Source organism: Streptomyces kanamyceticus (genome assembly GCF_008704495.1).
GTDB lineage: Bacteria > Actinomycetota > Actinomycetes > Streptomycetales > Streptomycetaceae > Streptomyces > Streptomyces kanamyceticus.
This window is the reverse complement of record NZ_CP023699.1, coordinates 6,442,240-6,459,218: the sequence shown is the minus strand read 5'-3', so window position 1 is coordinate 6,459,218 and position 16,979 is coordinate 6,442,240. Positions and strand designations below refer to the sequence as shown.

At 70.1% G+C, this 16,979-nt stretch carries 14 protein-coding genes; 10 read left to right on the top strand and 4 right to left on the bottom strand.

All coding sequences use genetic code 11. The features are described from left to right. The first annotated feature begins 52 nt into the window (after positions 1-52). Positions 53-841 (top strand): phosphatase, encoded by a 789-nt coding sequence (locus CP970_RS27860; RefSeq protein ID WP_055551895.1) that lies wholly within the window; start codon positions 53-55, stop codon positions 839-841. Here the strand turns inward: CP970_RS27860 and CP970_RS27855 are convergent. The 4 genes from CP970_RS27855 to CP970_RS27840 form a co-directional block, all read right to left on the bottom strand. After that, entirely contained in the window at positions 802-1,794 is a 993-nt protein-coding gene (locus CP970_RS27855) for a cation diffusion facilitator family transporter (protein ID WP_055551892.1), read from the bottom strand. The genes CP970_RS27860 and CP970_RS27855 overlap by 40 nt on opposite strands. Positions 1,795-1,814: 20 nt before the next feature. After that, on the bottom strand, positions 1,815-2,675 hold the full coding sequence (locus tag CP970_RS27850; RefSeq protein WP_055551890.1) for an acyl-CoA thioesterase: 861 nt from the start codon (positions 2,673-2,675) through the stop codon (positions 1,815-1,817). Between the two features lie 36 nt (positions 2,676-2,711). Further along, complete coding sequence (locus tag CP970_RS27845) at positions 2,712-3,869, bottom strand: acyl-CoA dehydrogenase family protein (protein WP_055551888.1); 1,158 nt, start codon at positions 3,867-3,869, stop codon at positions 2,712-2,714. Positions 3,870-3,954: 85 nt separating this feature from the next. Next, positions 3,955-4,548 carry an SACE_7040 family transcriptional regulator gene (locus tag CP970_RS27840; RefSeq protein ID WP_055551887.1) on the bottom strand — a complete coding sequence of 198 codons (594 nt, stop codon included), beginning with the start codon at positions 4,546-4,548 and terminating at the stop codon, positions 3,955-3,957. 142 nt (positions 4,549-4,690) lie between these two features. Here CP970_RS27840 and CP970_RS27835 point away from each other — a divergent pair, with 142 nt between their 5' ends. From CP970_RS27835 to CP970_RS27795, 9 genes are all read left to right on the top strand, one after another. Further along, positions 4,691-6,307 (top strand): carboxyl transferase domain-containing protein, encoded by a 1,617-nt coding sequence (locus CP970_RS27835; protein WP_055551886.1) that lies wholly within the window; start codon positions 4,691-4,693, stop codon positions 6,305-6,307. A gap of 41 nt (positions 6,308-6,348) precedes the next feature. Further along, positions 6,349-8,304 carry an acetyl/propionyl/methylcrotonyl-CoA carboxylase subunit alpha gene (locus CP970_RS27830; protein ID WP_055551884.1) on the top strand — a complete coding sequence of 652 codons (1,956 nt, stop codon included), beginning with the start codon at positions 6,349-6,351 and terminating at the stop codon, positions 8,302-8,304. Further along, positions 8,301-9,245 carry a hydroxymethylglutaryl-CoA lyase gene (locus CP970_RS27825; protein ID WP_055551882.1) on the top strand — a complete coding sequence of 315 codons (945 nt, stop codon included), beginning with the start codon at positions 8,301-8,303 and terminating at the stop codon, positions 9,243-9,245. Before CP970_RS27830 ends, CP970_RS27825 begins: the two co-directional genes overlap by 4 nt. Positions 9,246-9,252: 7 nt before the next feature. Beyond that, a complete protein-coding gene (locus tag CP970_RS27820; protein WP_055551880.1) occupies positions 9,253-10,407 on the top strand; it encodes an acyl-CoA dehydrogenase family protein in 1,155 nt (384 codons plus the stop codon). A 177-nt stretch (positions 10,408-10,584) separates the two neighbouring features. Continuing rightward, complete coding sequence (locus CP970_RS27815) at positions 10,585-11,649, top strand: ABC transporter substrate-binding protein (RefSeq protein WP_055551878.1); 1,065 nt, start codon at positions 10,585-10,587, stop codon at positions 11,647-11,649. Positions 11,650-11,919: 270 nt separating this feature from the next. Beyond that, a complete protein-coding gene (gene desA, locus CP970_RS27810; RefSeq protein WP_055551876.1) occupies positions 11,920-13,362 on the top strand; it encodes a lysine decarboxylase DesA in 1,443 nt (480 codons plus the stop codon). After that, positions 13,346-14,641 carry a lysine N(6)-hydroxylase/L-ornithine N(5)-oxygenase family protein gene (locus CP970_RS27805; protein WP_055551869.1) on the top strand — a complete coding sequence of 432 codons (1,296 nt, stop codon included), beginning with the start codon at positions 13,346-13,348 and terminating at the stop codon, positions 14,639-14,641. Before desA ends, CP970_RS27805 begins: the two co-directional genes overlap by 17 nt. Continuing rightward, the gene (locus CP970_RS27800; RefSeq protein WP_055551867.1) at positions 14,638-15,195 is read left to right on the top strand and encodes a GNAT family N-acetyltransferase; all 558 of its coding nucleotides are present in this window, start codon (positions 14,638-14,640) and stop codon (positions 15,193-15,195) included. The genes CP970_RS27805 and CP970_RS27800 overlap by 4 nt, the downstream gene beginning before the upstream one ends. Next, positions 15,192-16,958, top strand: coding sequence for an IucA/IucC family protein (locus CP970_RS27795; RefSeq protein WP_055551864.1), 1,767 nt, complete (start codon positions 15,192-15,194; stop codon positions 16,956-16,958). The genes CP970_RS27800 and CP970_RS27795 overlap by 4 nt, the downstream gene beginning before the upstream one ends. The last annotated feature ends 21 nt before the right edge of the window (positions 16,959-16,979 follow it).

The window sequence follows — 16,979 nt, the reverse complement described above, 5'->3', positions numbered from 1 at the left end:
AGCAGACCAATACCCGCCCAGCGCAGAGCACTCGTCCCGCACAATGGGGACCATGTCCATACCCAGCCGTCCCGCACTCGTCGACCACCTCGTCCGCACCCGCATCGCGGGCGACGTCGCCACACCGCGCGAGAACAACCTCAGCCACTACAGGAAGCTCGCGAACGGCGACCGTCACTACTGGCTCGGTCTGGAGCTCGGCGACCGCTGGACCGACGAGCAGGACGTCCTCGCGGTGATGGCAGAGCGGTGCGGCGTGATCGACGACCCGCAGTTCCGGCACGGGCAGGACACCATCGATCCGGAGCTGACGGTCGACGCCCTGGAGCGGATGGCGGCCCGCCTCCGCAAGGCGGCCGCGGGCAAGGAGAGCGTGCTCTTCGCCACCGGCCACCCCGGAGGGCTGCTCGACGTGCACCGTGCGACGGCCGCCGCCCTGCGCTCGGCGGGCTGCGAGATCGTCGTGATCCCCGAGGGTCTGACGGCCGACGAGGGCATGGTCTTCCAGTTCGCCGACGTGGCGGTGCTCGAGCGCGGCGCGACCCTGTGGCACACGCACTCCCCCGAGCCGATGAACGCGATCCTGGACGGCCTGGAGCGCGATGGGCGCCCGCAGCCCGACCTGGTCGTCGCCGACCACGGCTGGGCGGGCCGGGCGGGCCAGCGCGGCCTGGACTCCGTCGGCTACGCGGACTGCAACGACCCGGCGCTGTTCATCGGCGAGGCCGAGGGCACCGTGCAGGTGACGGTCCCGCTGGACGACCACGTCACGAGCCCCCGGCACTACGACCCGATGACGGCCTACCTGCTCGACGCGGCGGGGCTCTCCGGCGACTCCTGAGCCGGTCCCGGCGTCGGGTCCAGGTACACGCGGCGCACCGCGGGGAAACGCCCCTGGATGCGCTGCGCCATCCGGTCGCAGGCCCGCTCGATGTCCGCGGCGCTCGACATGTCCCGGAAGTCGACCTTCGCCGCGACCAGGGCCTCCTTGGGGCCCTGGAGCAGCGTGGTCAGCTCCAGTACGTCGACGACGTGCGGATCGGCGAGCAGCTCGGCGCGGACCGCCGCCCGCATCTCCGGAGGCAGCGGACGGCCGATGAGCAGCTCGGAGTTGGCGTGCCCGAGGACCCAGGCGACGTACACGAGGAGCACGCCGATGCAGAGCGAGGCGACGCCGTCCCACACGCCGGACCCGGTGAGCTGCCCGCCGAGCAGCCCCGCCGCGGCGAGCACGAGGCCCACGAGCGCCGCCGAGTCCTCCATCACGACGGCCTTGACGGCGGTGTCGGGCGTGCGGCGCAGATAGCGCTTGAGGGGCACTCCGAAGCGGTTCGCCTCGTCGCGGGCCTGCTTGAGCCCGGTGCGCAGCGAGTAGCCCTCCAGGAGGAAGGCGATGGCGAGCACGACGTACGAGATGAGCGGGTCGCCAGGGTCCTCGCCGTGCGTGAGGGTGTGGATGCCGTCGTACACGGCGAAGACGCCACCGCCGACGAAGGTGGCGACGGAGGCGAGCAGCGCCCAGATGTAACGGGCCCCTCCGTAGCCGAGCGGATGTTCCTCGTCGGCAGGCTTGGCACCGGCCTTCAGGGAGACGAGCAGCATCAGTTCCGTGACGGTGTCCGCTACGGAGTGGGCCGCTTCGGAGAGCATCGCGCTGGATCCGCTGAGGACACCGGCGACGGCCTTGGCCACCGCGATCCCGAGGTTCGCCACGGCGGCGACGATCACCGTGAAGGTGCTCTCGCCGTTCTCGTGCTGTACCGCTTGCTCCGCCTGCTCCGCCCGCTCCGACATGTATCGGACGGTATGTCCGATCAGCGGGGAACGCGAACGACACCCTCCTGGATGACCGTCACCGCGAGCCGCCCGTCCTGCGTCCAGATCCGCGCCTGCCCGAGGCCGCGCCCGCCGGAGGCCGAGGGCGACTCCTGGTCGTAGAGCAGCCATTCGTCGGCCCTGAAGGGCCGGTGGAACCACATGGCGTGGTCGAGGGACGCGCCGACCACGTCGCCGACCGCCCAGCCGCCCCTGCCGTGCGCGAGGAGCACCGAGTCCAGGAGCGTCATGTCGGAGACGTACGTGGCGAGGCAGACGTGCAGCAAGGAGTCGTCCGCCAGCTTGCCGTTGGCGCGGAACCACACCTGGGAGCGCGGCTCGCGGGGCTGTCCCACGGTGCCCCACGGCGGCACGTCCGCATAGCGCAGGTCGACGGCGGCGCGGGCCGCCACGAGCCGCTCGGCGACGTGCGCGGGCAGATGGCGCGGCAGCATCTCGGCGGCCGTGGGCAGCGTCTCCGGGTCGGGCGCCGCGGGCATGCCGGTCTGGTGCTCCAGGCCTTCCTCGTACGTCTGGAAGGACGCGGAGAGGTGGAAGATCGGCTGCCCGTGCTGGACGGCGACGACGCGGCGCGTGGTGAAGGAGCGGCCGTCCCTGATCCGGTCGACCGTGTACACGATGGGCGCGCCGGGGTCCCCGGGGCGCAGGAAGTACGCGTGCAGGGAGTGGGCGGGCCGGTCGCCGGGGACGGTGCGTCCGGCGGCGACCAGGGCCTGCGCGGCGACCTGGCCGCCGAAGACGCGGGGCACGATGGCCGAGCGGCTCACGCCCCGGAAGATGTCCTCCTCGATCTGCTCCAGGTCGAGCAGATCGAGGAGGGCTTCAAGTGCCTGGTTCATGAGGGCAGTTCTACAGGGCTGTCTTTACGGGCCCGGTTACAGGCCCATGTCCTTGGCGATGATCATCTTCATGACCTCGCTGGTGCCTCCGTAGATGCGGTTCACGCGGTTGTCCGCGTACAGGCGGGCGATCGGGTACTCGTTCATGAAGCCGTAGCCGCCGTGCAGCTGGAGGCACTTGTCGATGACGCGGTGCGCCACCTCGGTGTTGAACAGCTTCGCGGACGCGGCCTCGGCGGCGGTCAGCTCGCCCGCGTCCAGGGCCTCCAGGGCGCGGTCGGCGACGGCCTCGGCGGCGTCCACCTCGGCCTGGCAGGCGGCCAGTTCGAACTTGGTGTTCTGGAAGGAGGCGACCGTCTTGCCGAAGACCGTGCGGTCCTGGACGTACTCCTTGGCGAACCGGACGGCGGCCTTGGCCTGCGCGTACGCCCCGTAGGCGATGCCCCAGCGCTCGGAGGGGAGGTTGCTTCCGAGGTAGTAGAAGCCCTTGTTCTCCTCGCCGAGGAGGTCCTCGACGGGGACCTTCACGTCGACGAACGCCAGCTCGGCGGTGTCGGAGGTGCGCAGGCCCAGCTTGTCGAGCTTGCGGCCGATGGAGTAGCCCTCGGACTTGGTGTCGACCGCGAAGAGCGAGATGCCGAAGCGGCGGTCCTCGGCGGTCGGCGCGGAGGTGCGGGCGCAGACGATCACGCGGTCGGCGTGCACGCCGCCGGTGATGAAGGTCTTGGAGCCGTTGAGGACGTAGTGCGTGCCGTCCTCGGAGAGCTTGGCGGTGGTCTTCATGCCCGCGAGGTCGGAGCCGGTGCCCGGCTCGGTCATCGCCAGGGCCCACATCTCCTCGGCGGAGACGAACTTCTCCAGGTAGCGCTTCTTCTGCTCGTCGGTGCCGAGCGCCTTGATGTACGGCAGGGCGAGCAGGACGTGCACCCCGGAGCCGCCGAAGCTGACGCCCGCGCGCGCGGTCTCCTCGTACTGGACGGCCTCGAACTTGTGCGAGTCGATGCCCGCGCCGCCGAACTCCTCGGGGACGCTGATGCCGAAGAGGCCGAGCTCGGCCAGCTTGTAGTAGAACTCGCGCGGCACCTGGCCCGCGGCGAACCACTCGTCGTGGACCGGGACGACCTCGGCCTCGATGAAGGCGCGCAGGGTCTCCCGGAACGCCTCGTGGTCCTCATTGAAAACGGTACGGCGCACGGAGAACTCCCTCTGCCCACGACGACTAAGCGCTTGCTCAGTCAACAGGTTACCCGGGAGTCACCAGAGCGTCCAGAGATGCGCGTCACTCCCCGGCGGCCGCCGCGAACGCCCCGCGCGCCAGCCGGTGCAGGAGCTCCGCCATCGCCTGACGGCTCGGAATCGCGTCGCGCCTGCTCAGGTGCGGCGTGGAGTTGAGCAGCCCGAAGACCGCGTGCACGGACACCCGGGCCGCGTTCTCGGCGAGGTCCGGATACACCTCGCGCACCACGTCGACCCAGATCTCGACGTACTGCCGCTGGAGCTGGCGCACCAGCTTGCGGTCGCTGTCCCGCAGGCGGTCCAGCTCGCGGTCGTGCAGGGTGATCAGGGAGCGGTCGTCCAGGGCGAAGTCGATGTGCCCCTCGATGAGCGAGTCGAGCACCCGCCCCGGCGCCCCGTCGGCGTCGGCGAGGCATCGCTTGCCGCCCGTCAGGAGCTGTCCGCTGATGCCGACGAGCAGCTCGGCGAGCATCGCGTCCTTGCCCGCGAAGTGCCGGTAGAGCCCGGGACCGCTGATGCCCACGGCGGCCCCTATCTCGTCCACGCCGACCCCGTGGAAGCCGCGCTCGGCGAAGAGCCGGGCGGCTTCTCTGAGGATCTGCTCACGGCGGGTGGGGGCGTCGGTTCTCGTGGCCATGGAATTGATTCTAGACAGGGGGGTTAGCGCTCGTTAACCTGGACGAAACGCGTTAACGCTCATTAACCGATCCGGGGCGATCCAGTGCTCCGGCGATCGGCCGGGCGGACCGGGCAGTGGACCGAGCAAGGGGGCTCGACTGATGCGGCAGGCACCAGTGCTGGCGAGCGCGGCTGATCCCGCGTCCGAGGCATGGCGGGTGAACGAGGCGGCGCACACCGCCCTCGCCGAGGAGCTGCGGGCCAAGCTCGCGGCGGCTCGCCTCGGCGGCGGGGAGCGGGCGCGGGCCCGCCATGTGGCGCGCGGCAAGCTGCTGCCACGGGACCGCGTGGACACCCTCCTCGACCCGGGCTCGCCCTTCCTCGAGCTGGCACCGCTCGCGGCGGACGGGCTCTATGGCGGGGACGCTCCGGCGGCCGGGGTCATCGCGGGCATCGGCATGGTCTCGGGCCGCGCCTGCGTGATCGTCGCCAACGACGCCACCGTCAAGGGCGGCACGTACTACCCGATGACCGTGAAGAAGCACCTGCGCGCCCAGGAGGTGGCCCTGGAGAACCACCTCCCGTGCCTCTACCTGGTGGACTCGGGCGGCGCCTTCCTGCCGATGCAGGACGACGTCTTCCCCGACCGCGAGCACTTCGGGCGGATCTTCTACAACCAGGCGCGGATGTCGGGCGCCGGTATCCCGCAGATCGCCGCCGTCCTCGGCTCCTGCACGGCGGGCGGCGCCTACGTCCCCGCGATGAGCGACGAGGCGGTGATCGTGCGCAACCAGGGCACGATCTTCCTCGGCGGACCGCCCCTGGTGAAGGCCGCCACCGGCGAGGTCGTCACGGCCGAGGAGCTGGGCGGCGGCGAGGTCCACTCGCGCGTCTCCGGAGTGACCGACCACCTCGCCGAGGACGACGCGCACGCGCTGCGGATCGTGCGCACCATCGTCTCCACGCTCCCCGAGCGCGGCGAGCTGCCGTGGTCGGTCAGGCCGGTGGAGGAGCCGAAGGTCGACCCCCTGGGTCTGTACGGCGCGGTGCCGACGGATTCGCGCACCCCCTATGACGTACGCGAGGTCATCGCGCGCGTGGTCGACGGCTCGCGCTTCGCCGAGTTCAAGTCCGAGTTCGGCCAGACCCTGGTGACGGGCTTCGCGCACATCCACGGCCACCCGGTCGGCATCGTCGCGAACAACGGCATCCTGTTCTCCGAGTCCGCCCAGAAGGGCGCCCACTTCATCGAGCTGTGCGACCAGCGCGGCATCCCGCTGGTGTTCCTGCAGAACATCTCCGGATTCATGGTCGGCAGGGACTACGAGGCGGGTGGCATCGCCAAGCACGGCGCCAAGATGGTGACGGCCGTGGCCTGCACGCGCGTGCCGAAGCTGACGGTCGTGGTCGGCGGTTCGTACGGCGCGGGCAACTACTCGATGTGCGGCCGGGCCTACAGCCCCCGCTTCCTGTGGATGTGGCCGAACGCCAAGATCTCCGTGATGGGCGGCGAGCAGGCCGCGTCCGTCCTCGCGACCGTCAAGCGCGACCAGTTGGAGTCGCGCGGCGAGCAGTGGGCAGCCGAGGACGAAGAGGCGTTCAAGGACCCGATCCGCGCGCAGTACGAGCAGCAGGGCAGCGCCTACTACGCCACGGCCAGGCTCTGGGACGACGGCGTGATCGACCCCCTGGAGACCCGGCAGGTCCTCGGCCTCGCCCTGACCGCGTGCGCCGAGGCCCCGCTGGGCGAGCCCGGCTTCGGCGTCTTCCGGATGTGAGGCGGGCCATGACGGACATCCACAGCGTCGAAAGAGGGACCATGTTCGACACCGTTCTTGTCGCCAACCGCGGCGAGATCGCCGTCCGCGTCATCCGCACCCTGCGGGCGCTCGGCGTCCGCTCCGTCGCCGTCTTCAGCGACGCGGACGCGGACGCCCGGCACGTGCGCGAGGCGGACACGGCCGTGCGGATCGGCCCCGCACCGGCCACCGAGAGCTATCTGTCCGTCGAGCGCCTCCTGGAGGCGGCGGCGAAGTCCGGCGCCCAGGCGGTCCACCCGGGCTACGGCTTCCTCGCGGAGAACGCCGAGTTCGCGCACGCCTGCGCGCGGGCCGGTCTCACCTTCATCGGCCCGCCCGCCGACGCCATCTCCCTGATGGGCGACAAGATCCGCGCCAAGGAGACGGTGCAGAAGGCCGGTGTCCCGGTCGTCCCCGGCTCCTCGGGCAGCGGCCTGACCGATGCCCAACTGGCTGAGGCGGCACGGGAGATCGGCATGCCCGTACTGCTCAAGCCGAGCGCGGGCGGCGGCGGCAAGGGCATGCGCCTGGTGCGCGACGAGGCGCTGATCGACGAGGAGATCGCGGCGGCCCGCCGTGAGGCCAGGGCCTCCTTCGGCGACGACACGCTGCTCGTGGAGCGGTGGATCGACCGCCCGCGGCACATCGAGATCCAGGTCCTCGCCGACGGCCACGGGAACGTGGTGCACCTCGGCGAGCGCGAGTGCTCCCTCCAGCGCCGCCACCAGAAGATCATCGAGGAGGCGCCGAGCGTCCTGCTCGACGAGGCCACGCGCGCGGCGATGGGCGAGGCCGCGGTCCAGGCGGCCCGCTCGTGCGGGTACGCGGGCGCGGGCACGGTGGAGTTCATCGTGCCGGGCAAGGACCCCTCGTCGTACTACTTCATGGAGATGAACACCCGCCTCCAGGTGGAGCACCCGGTCACCGAGCTCATCACCGGGCTCGACCTGGTGGAGTGGCAGCTGCGCGTGGCCGCGGGCGAACAACTGCCCTTCGGGCAGCAGGACATCACCCTCACCGGCCACGCGATCGAGGCCCGCGTCTGCGCCGAGGACCCCTCCCGCGGCTTCCTCCCCTCCGGCGGCACGGTCCTCTCCCTGCACGAGCCGCAGGGCGACGGCGTGCGCACCGACTCGGGGCTGAGCGAGGGCACGGAGGTCGGCAGCCTCTACGACCCGATGCTGTCGAAGGTCATCGCGTACGGCCCCGACCGCGCGACGGCCCTGCGCAAGCTGCGCGCCGCCCTCGCCGACACCGTCACCCTCGGCGTGCCGACGAACGCGGGCTTCCTGCGCAGGCTGCTCGCCCACCCGGCCGTGGTCGCGGGCGACCTCGACACCGGCCTGGTGGAGCGCGAGGCGGACGCCCTGGTGCCCGACGGGGTGCCGGACGAGGTCTACGAAGCGGCGGCGGCGGTACGGGAAGCGGCACTCGCCCCGGCCGGTGACGGCTGGACGGACCCCTTCTCCGTACCCAGCGGCTGGCGGCTCGGCGGCGCGCCCGCGCCCCTGACCCACTGGCTGCGCGTGCCAGGGCTCGAACCCGTCGCCCACCGGCTCGGCGCGGGCTCCCGCACCGTGGCGGCCGACCGCGTGTCCGTCACCGTCGACGGCACCCTGCACACCTTCCGCCGCGCGGGCGACTGGCTCGGCCGCGACGGCGACGCGTGGCACGTGATGGACCACGACCCGGTGGCCGCGTCCCTCACCGGCGCCGCGCACGTGGGGGCCGACGCGCTCACCGCCCCCATGCCGGGCACCGTCACGGTCGTGAAGGTCTCCACCGGAGACCAAGTGACGGCCGGGCAGAGCCTGTTGGTGGTCGAGGCGATGAAGATGGAGCACGTCATCGCCGCCCCGCACGCGGGCACCGTCACCGAACTCGACGTCACCCCCGGCACCACGGTCGCCATGGACCAGATCCTCGCCGTGGTCGAGCCCCACGAAACCGAGGCCGCCCCCCAGGAGGCGTCATGACCGCCGCCGGACTCCCCATGGCCGTCCCCGCCCAGGGCCTGCCGCCCCGCGTCCGCATCCACGAGGTGGGCGCGCGCGACGGCCTGCAGAACGAGAAGGGGGTCGTCCCCACCGAGATCAAGGCGGAGTTCGTCCACCGCCTCGCCGACGCGGGCCTCGCCACCATCGAGGCGACCAGCTTCGTGCACCCCAAGTGGGTGCCCCAACTGGCCGACGCCGAGCAGCTGTTCCCGCTGCTCGGCGACCTCCAGGGCGTGCACCTTCCGGTCCTCGTGCCGAACGAACGCGGCCTGGACCGCGCCCTCGCGCTCGGCGCGCACCGCGTCGCCGTCTTCGCCAGCGCCACCGAGTCCTTCGCCAAGGCCAACCTGAACCGCACGGTGGACGAGGCGCTCGCGATGTTCGACCCGGTGGTCTCCCGCGCGCGGGAGAGCGAGCTGCACGTCCGCGGCTACCTCTCCATGTGCTTCGGCGACCCCTGGGAGGGCCCGGTGCCCGTCGCCCAGGTCGTCCGCGTCTGCCGCGCCCTGCTCGACATGGGCTGCGACGAGCTGAGCCTCGGCGACACGATCGGCGTGGCCACACCGGGCCATGTGCAGTCCCTGCTCGCCGAGTTGAACGAGGAGGGCGTGCCGACCGACCGCATCGGCGTGCACTTCCACGACACGTACGGCCAGGCACTCGCCAACACCCTCGCCGCGCTGCAGCACGGCGTGACGACGGTGGACGCCTCGGCGGGCGGCCTCGGCGGCTGCCCGTACGCGAAGAGCGCCACCGGCAACCTCGCCACCGAAGACCTCGTGTGGATGCTGCAAGGACTCGGCATCGACACCGGGGTCGACCTCGGCCGTCTCAGCGCCACCAGCGCCTGGATGGCAGACCAGTTGGGCCGACCCAGCCCGTCCCGCACCGTCCGCGCCCTGACCCACCAGGAGCAGTGAAACAACGATGGACCACCGTCTGAGCCCCGAGCACGAGGAACTGCGCCGCACCGTCGAGGCGTTCGCGCACGACGTGATCGCGCCGAAGATCGGCGACCTCTACGAGAGGCACGAGTTCCCGTACGAGATCGTCCGCGAGATGGGCCGCATGGGCCTGTTCGGGCTGCCCTTCCCCGAGGAGTTCGGCGGGATGGGCGGCGACTACCTCGCGCTCGGCATCGCCCTCGAAGAGCTCGCCCGCGTCGACTCGTCGGTGGCGATCACCCTGGAGGCGGGCGTCTCCCTCGGTGCGATGCCGATCCACCTCTTCGGCACCGAGGAGCAGAAGCGCGAGTGGCTGCCGAAGCTGTGCTCGGGCGAGGTCCTCGGCGCGTTCGGCCTGACCGAGCCGGACGGCGGCTCGGACGCGGGCGGCACCCGCACGACGGCGGTGCGCGACGGCGACGAGTGGGTGATCAACGGCTCCAAGTGCTTCATCACCAACTCGGGGACGGACATCACGGGCCTGGTCACGGTCACCGCCGTCACCGGCCGCAAGGAGGACGGGCGGCCGCTGATCTCCGCGATCATCGTCCCGTCGGGGACGCCGGGCTTCACGGTCGCCGCGCCGTACTCGAAGGTCGGCTGGAACGCGTCGGACACCCGCGAGCTCTCCTTCTCCGACGTCCGGGTCCCGGCGGCGAACCTGCTCGGCACGGAGGGCCGCGGGTACGCCCAGTTCCTGCGCATCCTCGACGAGGGCCGCGTGGCCATCTCCGCGCTCGCCACCGGGCTCGCCCAGGGCTGTGTGGACGAGTCCGTGAAGTACGCCAAGGAGCGGCACGCCTTCGGGAAGCCGATCGGTGCGAATCAAGCCATCCAGTTCAAGATCGCCGACATGGAGATGCGGGCGCACATGGCCCGCGTCGGCTGGCACGACGCGGCATCGCGGCTGGTCGCCGGTGAGCCGTTCAAGAAGGAGGCGGCCATCGCCAAGCTGTACTCGTCGACGGTCGCGGTGGACAACGCCCGCGAGGCCACGCAGATCCACGGCGGGTACGGCTTCATGAACGAATACCCCGTGGCCAGGATGTGGCGCGACTCCAAGATCCTGGAGATCGGCGAGGGCACGAGCGAGGTGCAGCGCATGCTGATCGCGCGGGAGCTGGGTTTCGCGGGCTGAGGTCCCCGCACGGCGTTTCGCGGGCCGCGCGGTCCCGGCAAGGCGTTTCGCGGGCCGCGGTCCCGGCAAGGCGCGGGTGACGTGAGGGGCCACTGACCCCGGAGTCAGCTTAGGCTAGCCTAAGCTCTACTTCCGGCCAGTGGCCCCGCCGCCGTACCGTCACGAAAGCAGAGATCCATGCCCCAGCTCCGCCGCCCGTCCGCCACCTCCGCGCCGTCCCGTCGCGGCATCCTCACCGCAGGCGGCGCCCTCGGCCTCACCGCCGTCCTGGCAGCCTGCGGCAGCGAGAAGAAGGACAGCGGCGGCACGAGCAAGGAGGCGCCGGGCAAGTCCGGGCCCTGGAGCTTCAAGGACGACCGCGGCGAGACCGCCAAGAAGGACGCGACGCCGAAGAACATCGTCGCCTTCACCGGCGTCGCCGCCGCCCTGTTCGACTACGGCATCGAGGTCAAGGGCGTCTTCGGCCCGACGAAGACCAAGGACGGCAAGGCCGACGTCCAGGCCGGCGACATGGACATCAGCAAGCTGACGATCATCGGCAACGAATGGGGCCAGTTCAACATCGAGAAGTACGCGGGCCTCGCCCCGGACGTGCTGATCTCCACGATGTTCGACGACAAGGGCACCCTCTGGTACGTCCCCGAGGAGAGCGAGGACAAGGTCCTCAAGCTCGCCCCGAGCGTCGGCATCAGCGTCTACGACCGCCAGCTGACCCACCCGCTGCAGCGCATCCAGGCCCTCGCCGAGTCGCTCGGCGCGGACGTGAAGTCCGACAAGGTCGTCAGGGCGAAGAAGCGCTTCGAGGCGGCGTCCGAGCGGCTGCGCAAGGTCGCCAAGGCGCACAAGGACATCAAGGTCCTCGTCGGCTCCGCGAGCCAGGACCTGTTCTACGTCTCCGGGTCGAACCTCTCGGTCGACCTGGAGTACTTCAAGGCGCTCGGCGTGAACCTCATCGAGCCGCCGGAGAAGGCGAAGAAGGAGTCCGGCGGCTGGTTCGAGAGCCTCAGCTGGGAGAACGTCGACCAGTACGACGCGGACCTCATCATGATGGACAACCGCACCTCGGCGCTCCAGCCCGCCGCCCTCGACAAGTCCAAGCCGACCTGGCAGAAGCTGCCCGCGGTCAAGGCCGGACAGGTCATCCCGCGTGTCGCGGAGCCCATCTTCTCGTACGACAAGTGCGCGCCGATCCTGGAGGACCTGGCGGACGCGATCGAGAAGGCGAAGAAGCTGAAGAAGTAGCCCGCCCGGCGCGAAACGAAGCAACTCGCCCGGCGCGAAGCGAAGTACGCGGCGCGAAACGGGGCAAGTCGCCCCGGCACAAACGGAGCCACCTCGTCCAAAACGGACCAGGTGGCTCCGTTTTTGTTACGCGGTGAGACCGAATGAACCCCCCGGGTTCAATGAAACGGATGCTTAGGTTAGGCTAACCTTAGTTTCACCGCGCCCTCGCCTCCCCTCATTCCTGTCCCCGAGGGCGCGGTTCTAGTCCCCTCAACTGGAGGACAGTTCATGCGCTCGCACCTGCTCAATGACACCACCGCGGAGCGATACCGCAGCTCCGTGACGGAAGGAGTCGAGCGGGTGGCGGCCCAACTCGCCACCACCACCCGTCCGTTCACCGGGATATCCGTCGACGACCTCGCGCCCCGCATCGCGGCCGTCGACCTGGACGAGCCCCTGCACGACACCGTCGCCGCGCTCGACGAGCTCGAAGAGCTCTATCTGCGCGACGCGGTCTACTTCCACCACCCCCGCTACCTCGCGCACCTCAACTGCCCGGTCGTCATCCCCGCCGTCCTGGGCGAGGCCGTGCTCTCCGCCGTCAACTCCTCCCTGGACACCTGGGACCAGTCGGCGGGCGGCACCCTCATCGAACGCCGCATCATCGACTGGACCACCGAGCGGATCGGCCTCGGCCCGGCCGCCGACGGCGTGTTCACCAGCGGCGGCACCCAGTCCAACCTCCAGGCGCTGCTGCTCGCCCGCGAGGAGGCCAAGGGCGAGGACCCCACCAGAATGCGGATCTTCGCCTCCGAGGTCGGTCACTTCAGCGTCCAGAAGGCGGCGAGGCTGCTCGGCCTCGGCGAGGACGCCGTCGTGGTCATCCCCACCGACCACAACAAGCGCATGCAGACCGTCGCCCTCGCCCGCGAACTGGAACGCTGCCGCCGCGACGACCTCTCCCCCATGGCCGTCGTCGCCACCGCGGGCACCACCGACTTCGGCTCCATCGACCCGCTGCCCGAGATCGCCGAACTGTGCGCGCAGTACGGCACCTGGATGCACGTCGACGCCGCGTACGGCTGCGGTCTGCTCGCCTCGCGCAAGAACCGGCACCTGCTCGACGGCATCGAGCACGCCGACTCGGTGACCGTGGACTACCACAAGTCCTTCTTCCAGCCGGTGAGTTCATCGGCCGTCCTGGTGCGCGACCGGAGCACCCTGTCCCACGCGACGTACCACGCCGAATACCTCAACCCGCGCCGCGCGGTGCAGGAGCGCATCCCCAACCAGGTCGACAAGTCCCTCCAGACGACCCGGCGCTTCGACGCGCTGAAACTGTGGATGACGCTGCGCGTGATGGGCGCCGACGGCATCGGCGCCCTCTTCGACGAGGTGTGCGACCTCGCCACGGAGGGCTGGCAGCTGCTCGCCGCCGACCCGCGCTACGACGTCGTGGTGGAGCCGCAGCTCTCCACGCTCGTCTTCCGCTACATCCCCTCGGCGATCTGCGACCCCGCCGCCATCGACCGCGCCAACCTCTACGCCCGCAAGGCCCTGTTCGCCTCCGGCGACGCGGTGGTGGCGGGCACCAAGGTGGGCGAGCGCCAGTTCCTGAAGTTCACCCTGCTCAACCCCGAGACCACCACCGACGACATCACCGCCGTCCTCGACCTGATCGCAGGACACGCCGAGCAGTACCTGGGAGACTCCCTTGACCGCGCTTCCTGAGCCCCTCGACTTCATCGGGATCGGCCTCGGCCCGTTCAACCTCGGCCTCGCCTGCCTGACCGAGCCGCTCGACGAACTGAACGGGCTCTTCCTGGAGTCCAAGCCGGACTTCGAGTGGCACTCCGGAATGTTCCTGGAGGGCGCCCACCTCCAGACCCCGTTCATGTCGGACCTGGTCACCCTCGCCGACCCCACGTCCCCGTACTCGTTCCTCAACTACCTGAAGGAATCGGGACGGTTGTACTCGTTCTACATCCGCGAGAACTTCTATCCACTGCGTACCGAGTACAACGACTACTGCCGCTGGGCCGCCGCGAAACTCTCCTCGATCCGCTTCGGCACGACGGTCGCCGAGGTGTCGTACGAGGACGAGAACGAGGTCTACGTCGTACGCACCACGGCCGGTGAGTTCCTCCGCGCCCGCCGCCTCGTCCTCGGCACCGGCACGCCGCCGCACCTGCCCGAGACCTGCGAAGGACTCGGCGGGGACGCGATCCACAACTCCCGCTATCTACAGAGCAAGCAGGAGCTGCAGAAGAAGGAGTCGATCACGCTGGTGGGCAGCGGCCAGTCCGCCGCCGAGATCTACTACGACCTGCTCGCCGAGATCGACGTGCACGGCTACCGGCTCAACTGGGTCACCCGCTCGCCGCGCTTCTTCCCGCTCGAATACACCAAACTGACGCTGGAGATGACCTCTCCGGACTACATCGACTACTTCCACGCGCTACCCGAGCCGACCCGCTACCGCCTGGAGACCCAGCAGAAGGGCCTCTTCAAGGGCATCGACGGCGCACTGATCGACTCGATCTTCGACCTGCTCTACCAGAAGAACCTCACCGGGCCCGTGCAGACCCGGCTGCTCACCAACACCGCGCTGAGCGACGCCAGTTACGACAGCGAGACCAGGACGTACACGCTCGGCCTGCGCCAGGAGGAGCAGGAGAAGGACTTCCGGCTCGACACCCAGGGCCTGATCCTCGCCACCGGCTACCGCTACCGCGTCCCGGACTTCCTCGCCCCGGTCCACGACCGCATCCGCTGGGACGGCCAGGGCCGCTTCGACGTCGCCCGCAACTACAGCATCGACACCACCGGGAACGGCATCTTCCTGCAGAACGCCTCGGTGCACACCCACTCGATCACGAGCCCCGACCTCGGTATGGGCGCGTATCGCAACGCGTACATCGTCGGCGAGCTGCTCGGCCGCGAGGCCTACCCGGTCGAGAAGTCCATCGCGTTCCAGGAGTTCGCCGCTCCGGAGGGGACCCTCGCATGACCGACTTCGCCTTCCGTCCGCTCGACCCCCTGACCGACGCCGAGCTCGTGCACGGCTGGGTGACCCACCCCAAGGCTGCCTTCTGGCTGATGCAGGAGGCCACGCTGCCCGAGGTCGAGCGCGAGTACATGTCGATCGCCGCCGCCGAGCACCACGACGCGTTCCTCGGCCTGCACAAGGGCGTGCCCGCCTTCCTGATGGAGCGCTACGACCCCGCGCACGTCGAACTCGTCGGCCTGTACGAGCCGTTGCCCGGCGACGTCGGCATGCACTTCCTCACCGCGCCCACCGACGTCCGCATCCCCGGCTTCACGCGCGGCGTGATCACGGCGGTTATGCGGGAGCTCTTCGCCGACCCGGCGACCGAGCGGGTCGTGGTCGAACCCGACGTACGCAACACCGCCGTGCACGCCCTCAACGAAGCCGTCGGGTTCCGGCCCGAGGGCGTCATCCAGAAGCCGGAGAAGGAAGCGCTGCTGAGCTTCTGCACCCGCGAACAGTTCGAAGCAGCCGTACGTGAAGCTGCGGCAAGCGAAAGGGAATTGGCGATATGACCCTGTCCGACACCGTGGCGCACCTGTCCCCGGAGCGCTGGGCCGCGGCCAACCGCCTGCTCATCCGCAAAGCACTCGCCGAATTCGCCCACGAACGCCTCCTCGCCCCCGAGCCACTGGGCGACGGCGCCTACGCCGTCCGCAGCGACGACGCCCTCACCCGCTACCGGTTCACCGCCCGGGTCCTGCGCCTCGACCACTGGCAGATCGACGCGGAGTCGATCACCCGCCACCGCGACGGCGGCGAACTCCCCCTCAACGCCCTGGAGTTCTTCACCGAGCTGCGCGGCGCGCTCGGCCTGAGCGACACGATCCTGCCGGTCTACCTGGAGGAGATCTCCTCCACCCTCTCCGGCACCTGCTACAAACTCACCAAGCCCGCGATCCCGGCCGCCGAGCTCTCCCGCTCCGGCTTCCAGGAGATCGAGACGGGCATGACCGAGGGCCACCCCTGCTTCGTCGCCAACAACGGACGGCTCGGCTTCGGCGTGCACGAGTACCTCTCGTACGCCCCCGAGACCGCGAGCCCGGTACGCCTGGTGTGGCTGGCGGCCCGCAAGGACCGCGCGGCGTTCACGGCGGGCGCGGGAATCGACTACGAGTCGTTCCTCCTCGCCGAGCTCGGCGAGGACACCCTGGACCGCTTCGAGAGGATCCTGCGCGGTCAGGGCCTCGACCCCGCCGAGTACCTGCTGATCCCGGCCCACCCCTGGCAGTGGTGGAACAAACTGTCGGTGACCTTCGCCGCCGAGGTCGCCCAGCGCCACCTCGTCTGCCTCGGCGAGGGCGACGACGAGTACCTCGCGCAGCAGTCGATCCGCACCTTCTTCAACTCCACGACCCCCGCCAAGCACTATGTGAAGACGGCGCTCTCCGTCATCAACATGGGCTTCATGCGCGGCCTTTCGGCGGCGTACATGGAGGCGACCCCGGCGATCAACGACTGGCTCGCGGGGCTCATCGAGAACGACGCGACGCTGCGCGACACCGGCCTGACGATCATCCGCGAGCGCGCCGCGGTCGGCTACCGGCACCTGGAGTACGAGGCCGCCACCGACCGCTACTCCCCCTACCGCAAGATGCTCGCGGCGCTGTGGCGCGAGAGCCCCGTGGAGTCCATAGGCGAGGGCGAGCAACTGGCCACGATGGCGTCGCTGCTGCACGTCGACCGGGACGGCGGCACCTTCGCGGGCGCGTTGATCGAACGCTCGGGCCTCGCCCCCACCGAGTGGCTGCGCCGCTACCTGCACGCGTACCTGACGCCGCTCCTGCACAGCTTCTACGCGTACGACCTGGTCTTCATGCCGCACGGCGAGAACGTGATCCTGGTCCTGAAGGACGGCGTCGTACAGCGCGCGATCTTCAAGGACATCGCCGAGGAGATCGCGGTGATGGACCCGGACGCGGTCCTGCCGCCGATGGTCGAACGGATCCGCGTGGAGGTCCCCGAGGACAAGAAGCTCCTGTCGATCTTCACGGACGTCTTCGACTGCTTCTTCCGCTTCCTGGCGGCGAACCTCGTCTCCGAGGGCCTGGTCGACGAGGACACGTTCTGGCGGGCGGTCGCGGAGTGCGTGACCACCTACCAGGAGGCGACGCCCCAACTGGCGGACAAGTTCAAGCAGTACGACATGTTCGCCCCGGAGTTCTCGCTGTCCTGCCTCAACCGGCTCCAGCTGCGCAACAACGAGCAGATGGTGGACCTGTCCGACCCCTCGGGCGCGCTGCAGCTGATCGGGACGCTCAAGAACCCGATCGCATAAGGCCGCCCCACAGAACCGACG

Coding starts and splice junctions, on each gene's coding strand:
- CP970_RS27855 (WP_055551892.1), bottom strand. CDS start 1,794: ATGTCGGAGCGGGCGGAGCAGGCGGAGCAAGCGGTACAGCACGAGAAC.
- CP970_RS27830 (WP_055551884.1), top strand. CDS start 6,349: ATGTTCGACACCGTTCTTGTCGCCAACCGCGGCGAGATCGCCGTCCGC.
- CP970_RS27815 (WP_055551878.1), top strand. CDS start 10,585: ATGCCCCAGCTCCGCCGCCCGTCCGCCACCTCCGCGCCGTCCCGTCGC.
- CP970_RS27800 (WP_055551867.1), top strand. CDS start 14,638: ATGACCGACTTCGCCTTCCGTCCGCTCGACCCCCTGACCGACGCCGAG.
- CP970_RS27850 (WP_055551890.1), bottom strand. CDS start 2,675: ATGAACCAGGCACTTGAAGCCCTCCTCGATCTGCTCGACCTGGAGCAG.
- CP970_RS27835 (WP_055551886.1), top strand. CDS start 4,691: ATGCGGCAGGCACCAGTGCTGGCGAGCGCGGCTGATCCCGCGTCCGAG.
- CP970_RS27820 (WP_055551880.1), top strand. CDS start 9,253: ATGGACCACCGTCTGAGCCCCGAGCACGAGGAACTGCGCCGCACCGTC.
- CP970_RS27860 (WP_055551895.1), top strand. CDS start 53: ATGTCCATACCCAGCCGTCCCGCACTCGTCGACCACCTCGTCCGCACC.
- desA (WP_055551876.1), top strand. CDS start 11,920: ATGCGCTCGCACCTGCTCAATGACACCACCGCGGAGCGATACCGCAGC.
- CP970_RS27825 (WP_055551882.1), top strand. CDS start 8,301: ATGACCGCCGCCGGACTCCCCATGGCCGTCCCCGCCCAGGGCCTGCCG.
- CP970_RS27840 (WP_055551887.1), bottom strand. CDS start 4,548: ATGGCCACGAGAACCGACGCCCCCACCCGCCGTGAGCAGATCCTCAGA.
- CP970_RS27795 (WP_055551864.1), top strand. CDS start 15,192: ATGACCCTGTCCGACACCGTGGCGCACCTGTCCCCGGAGCGCTGGGCC.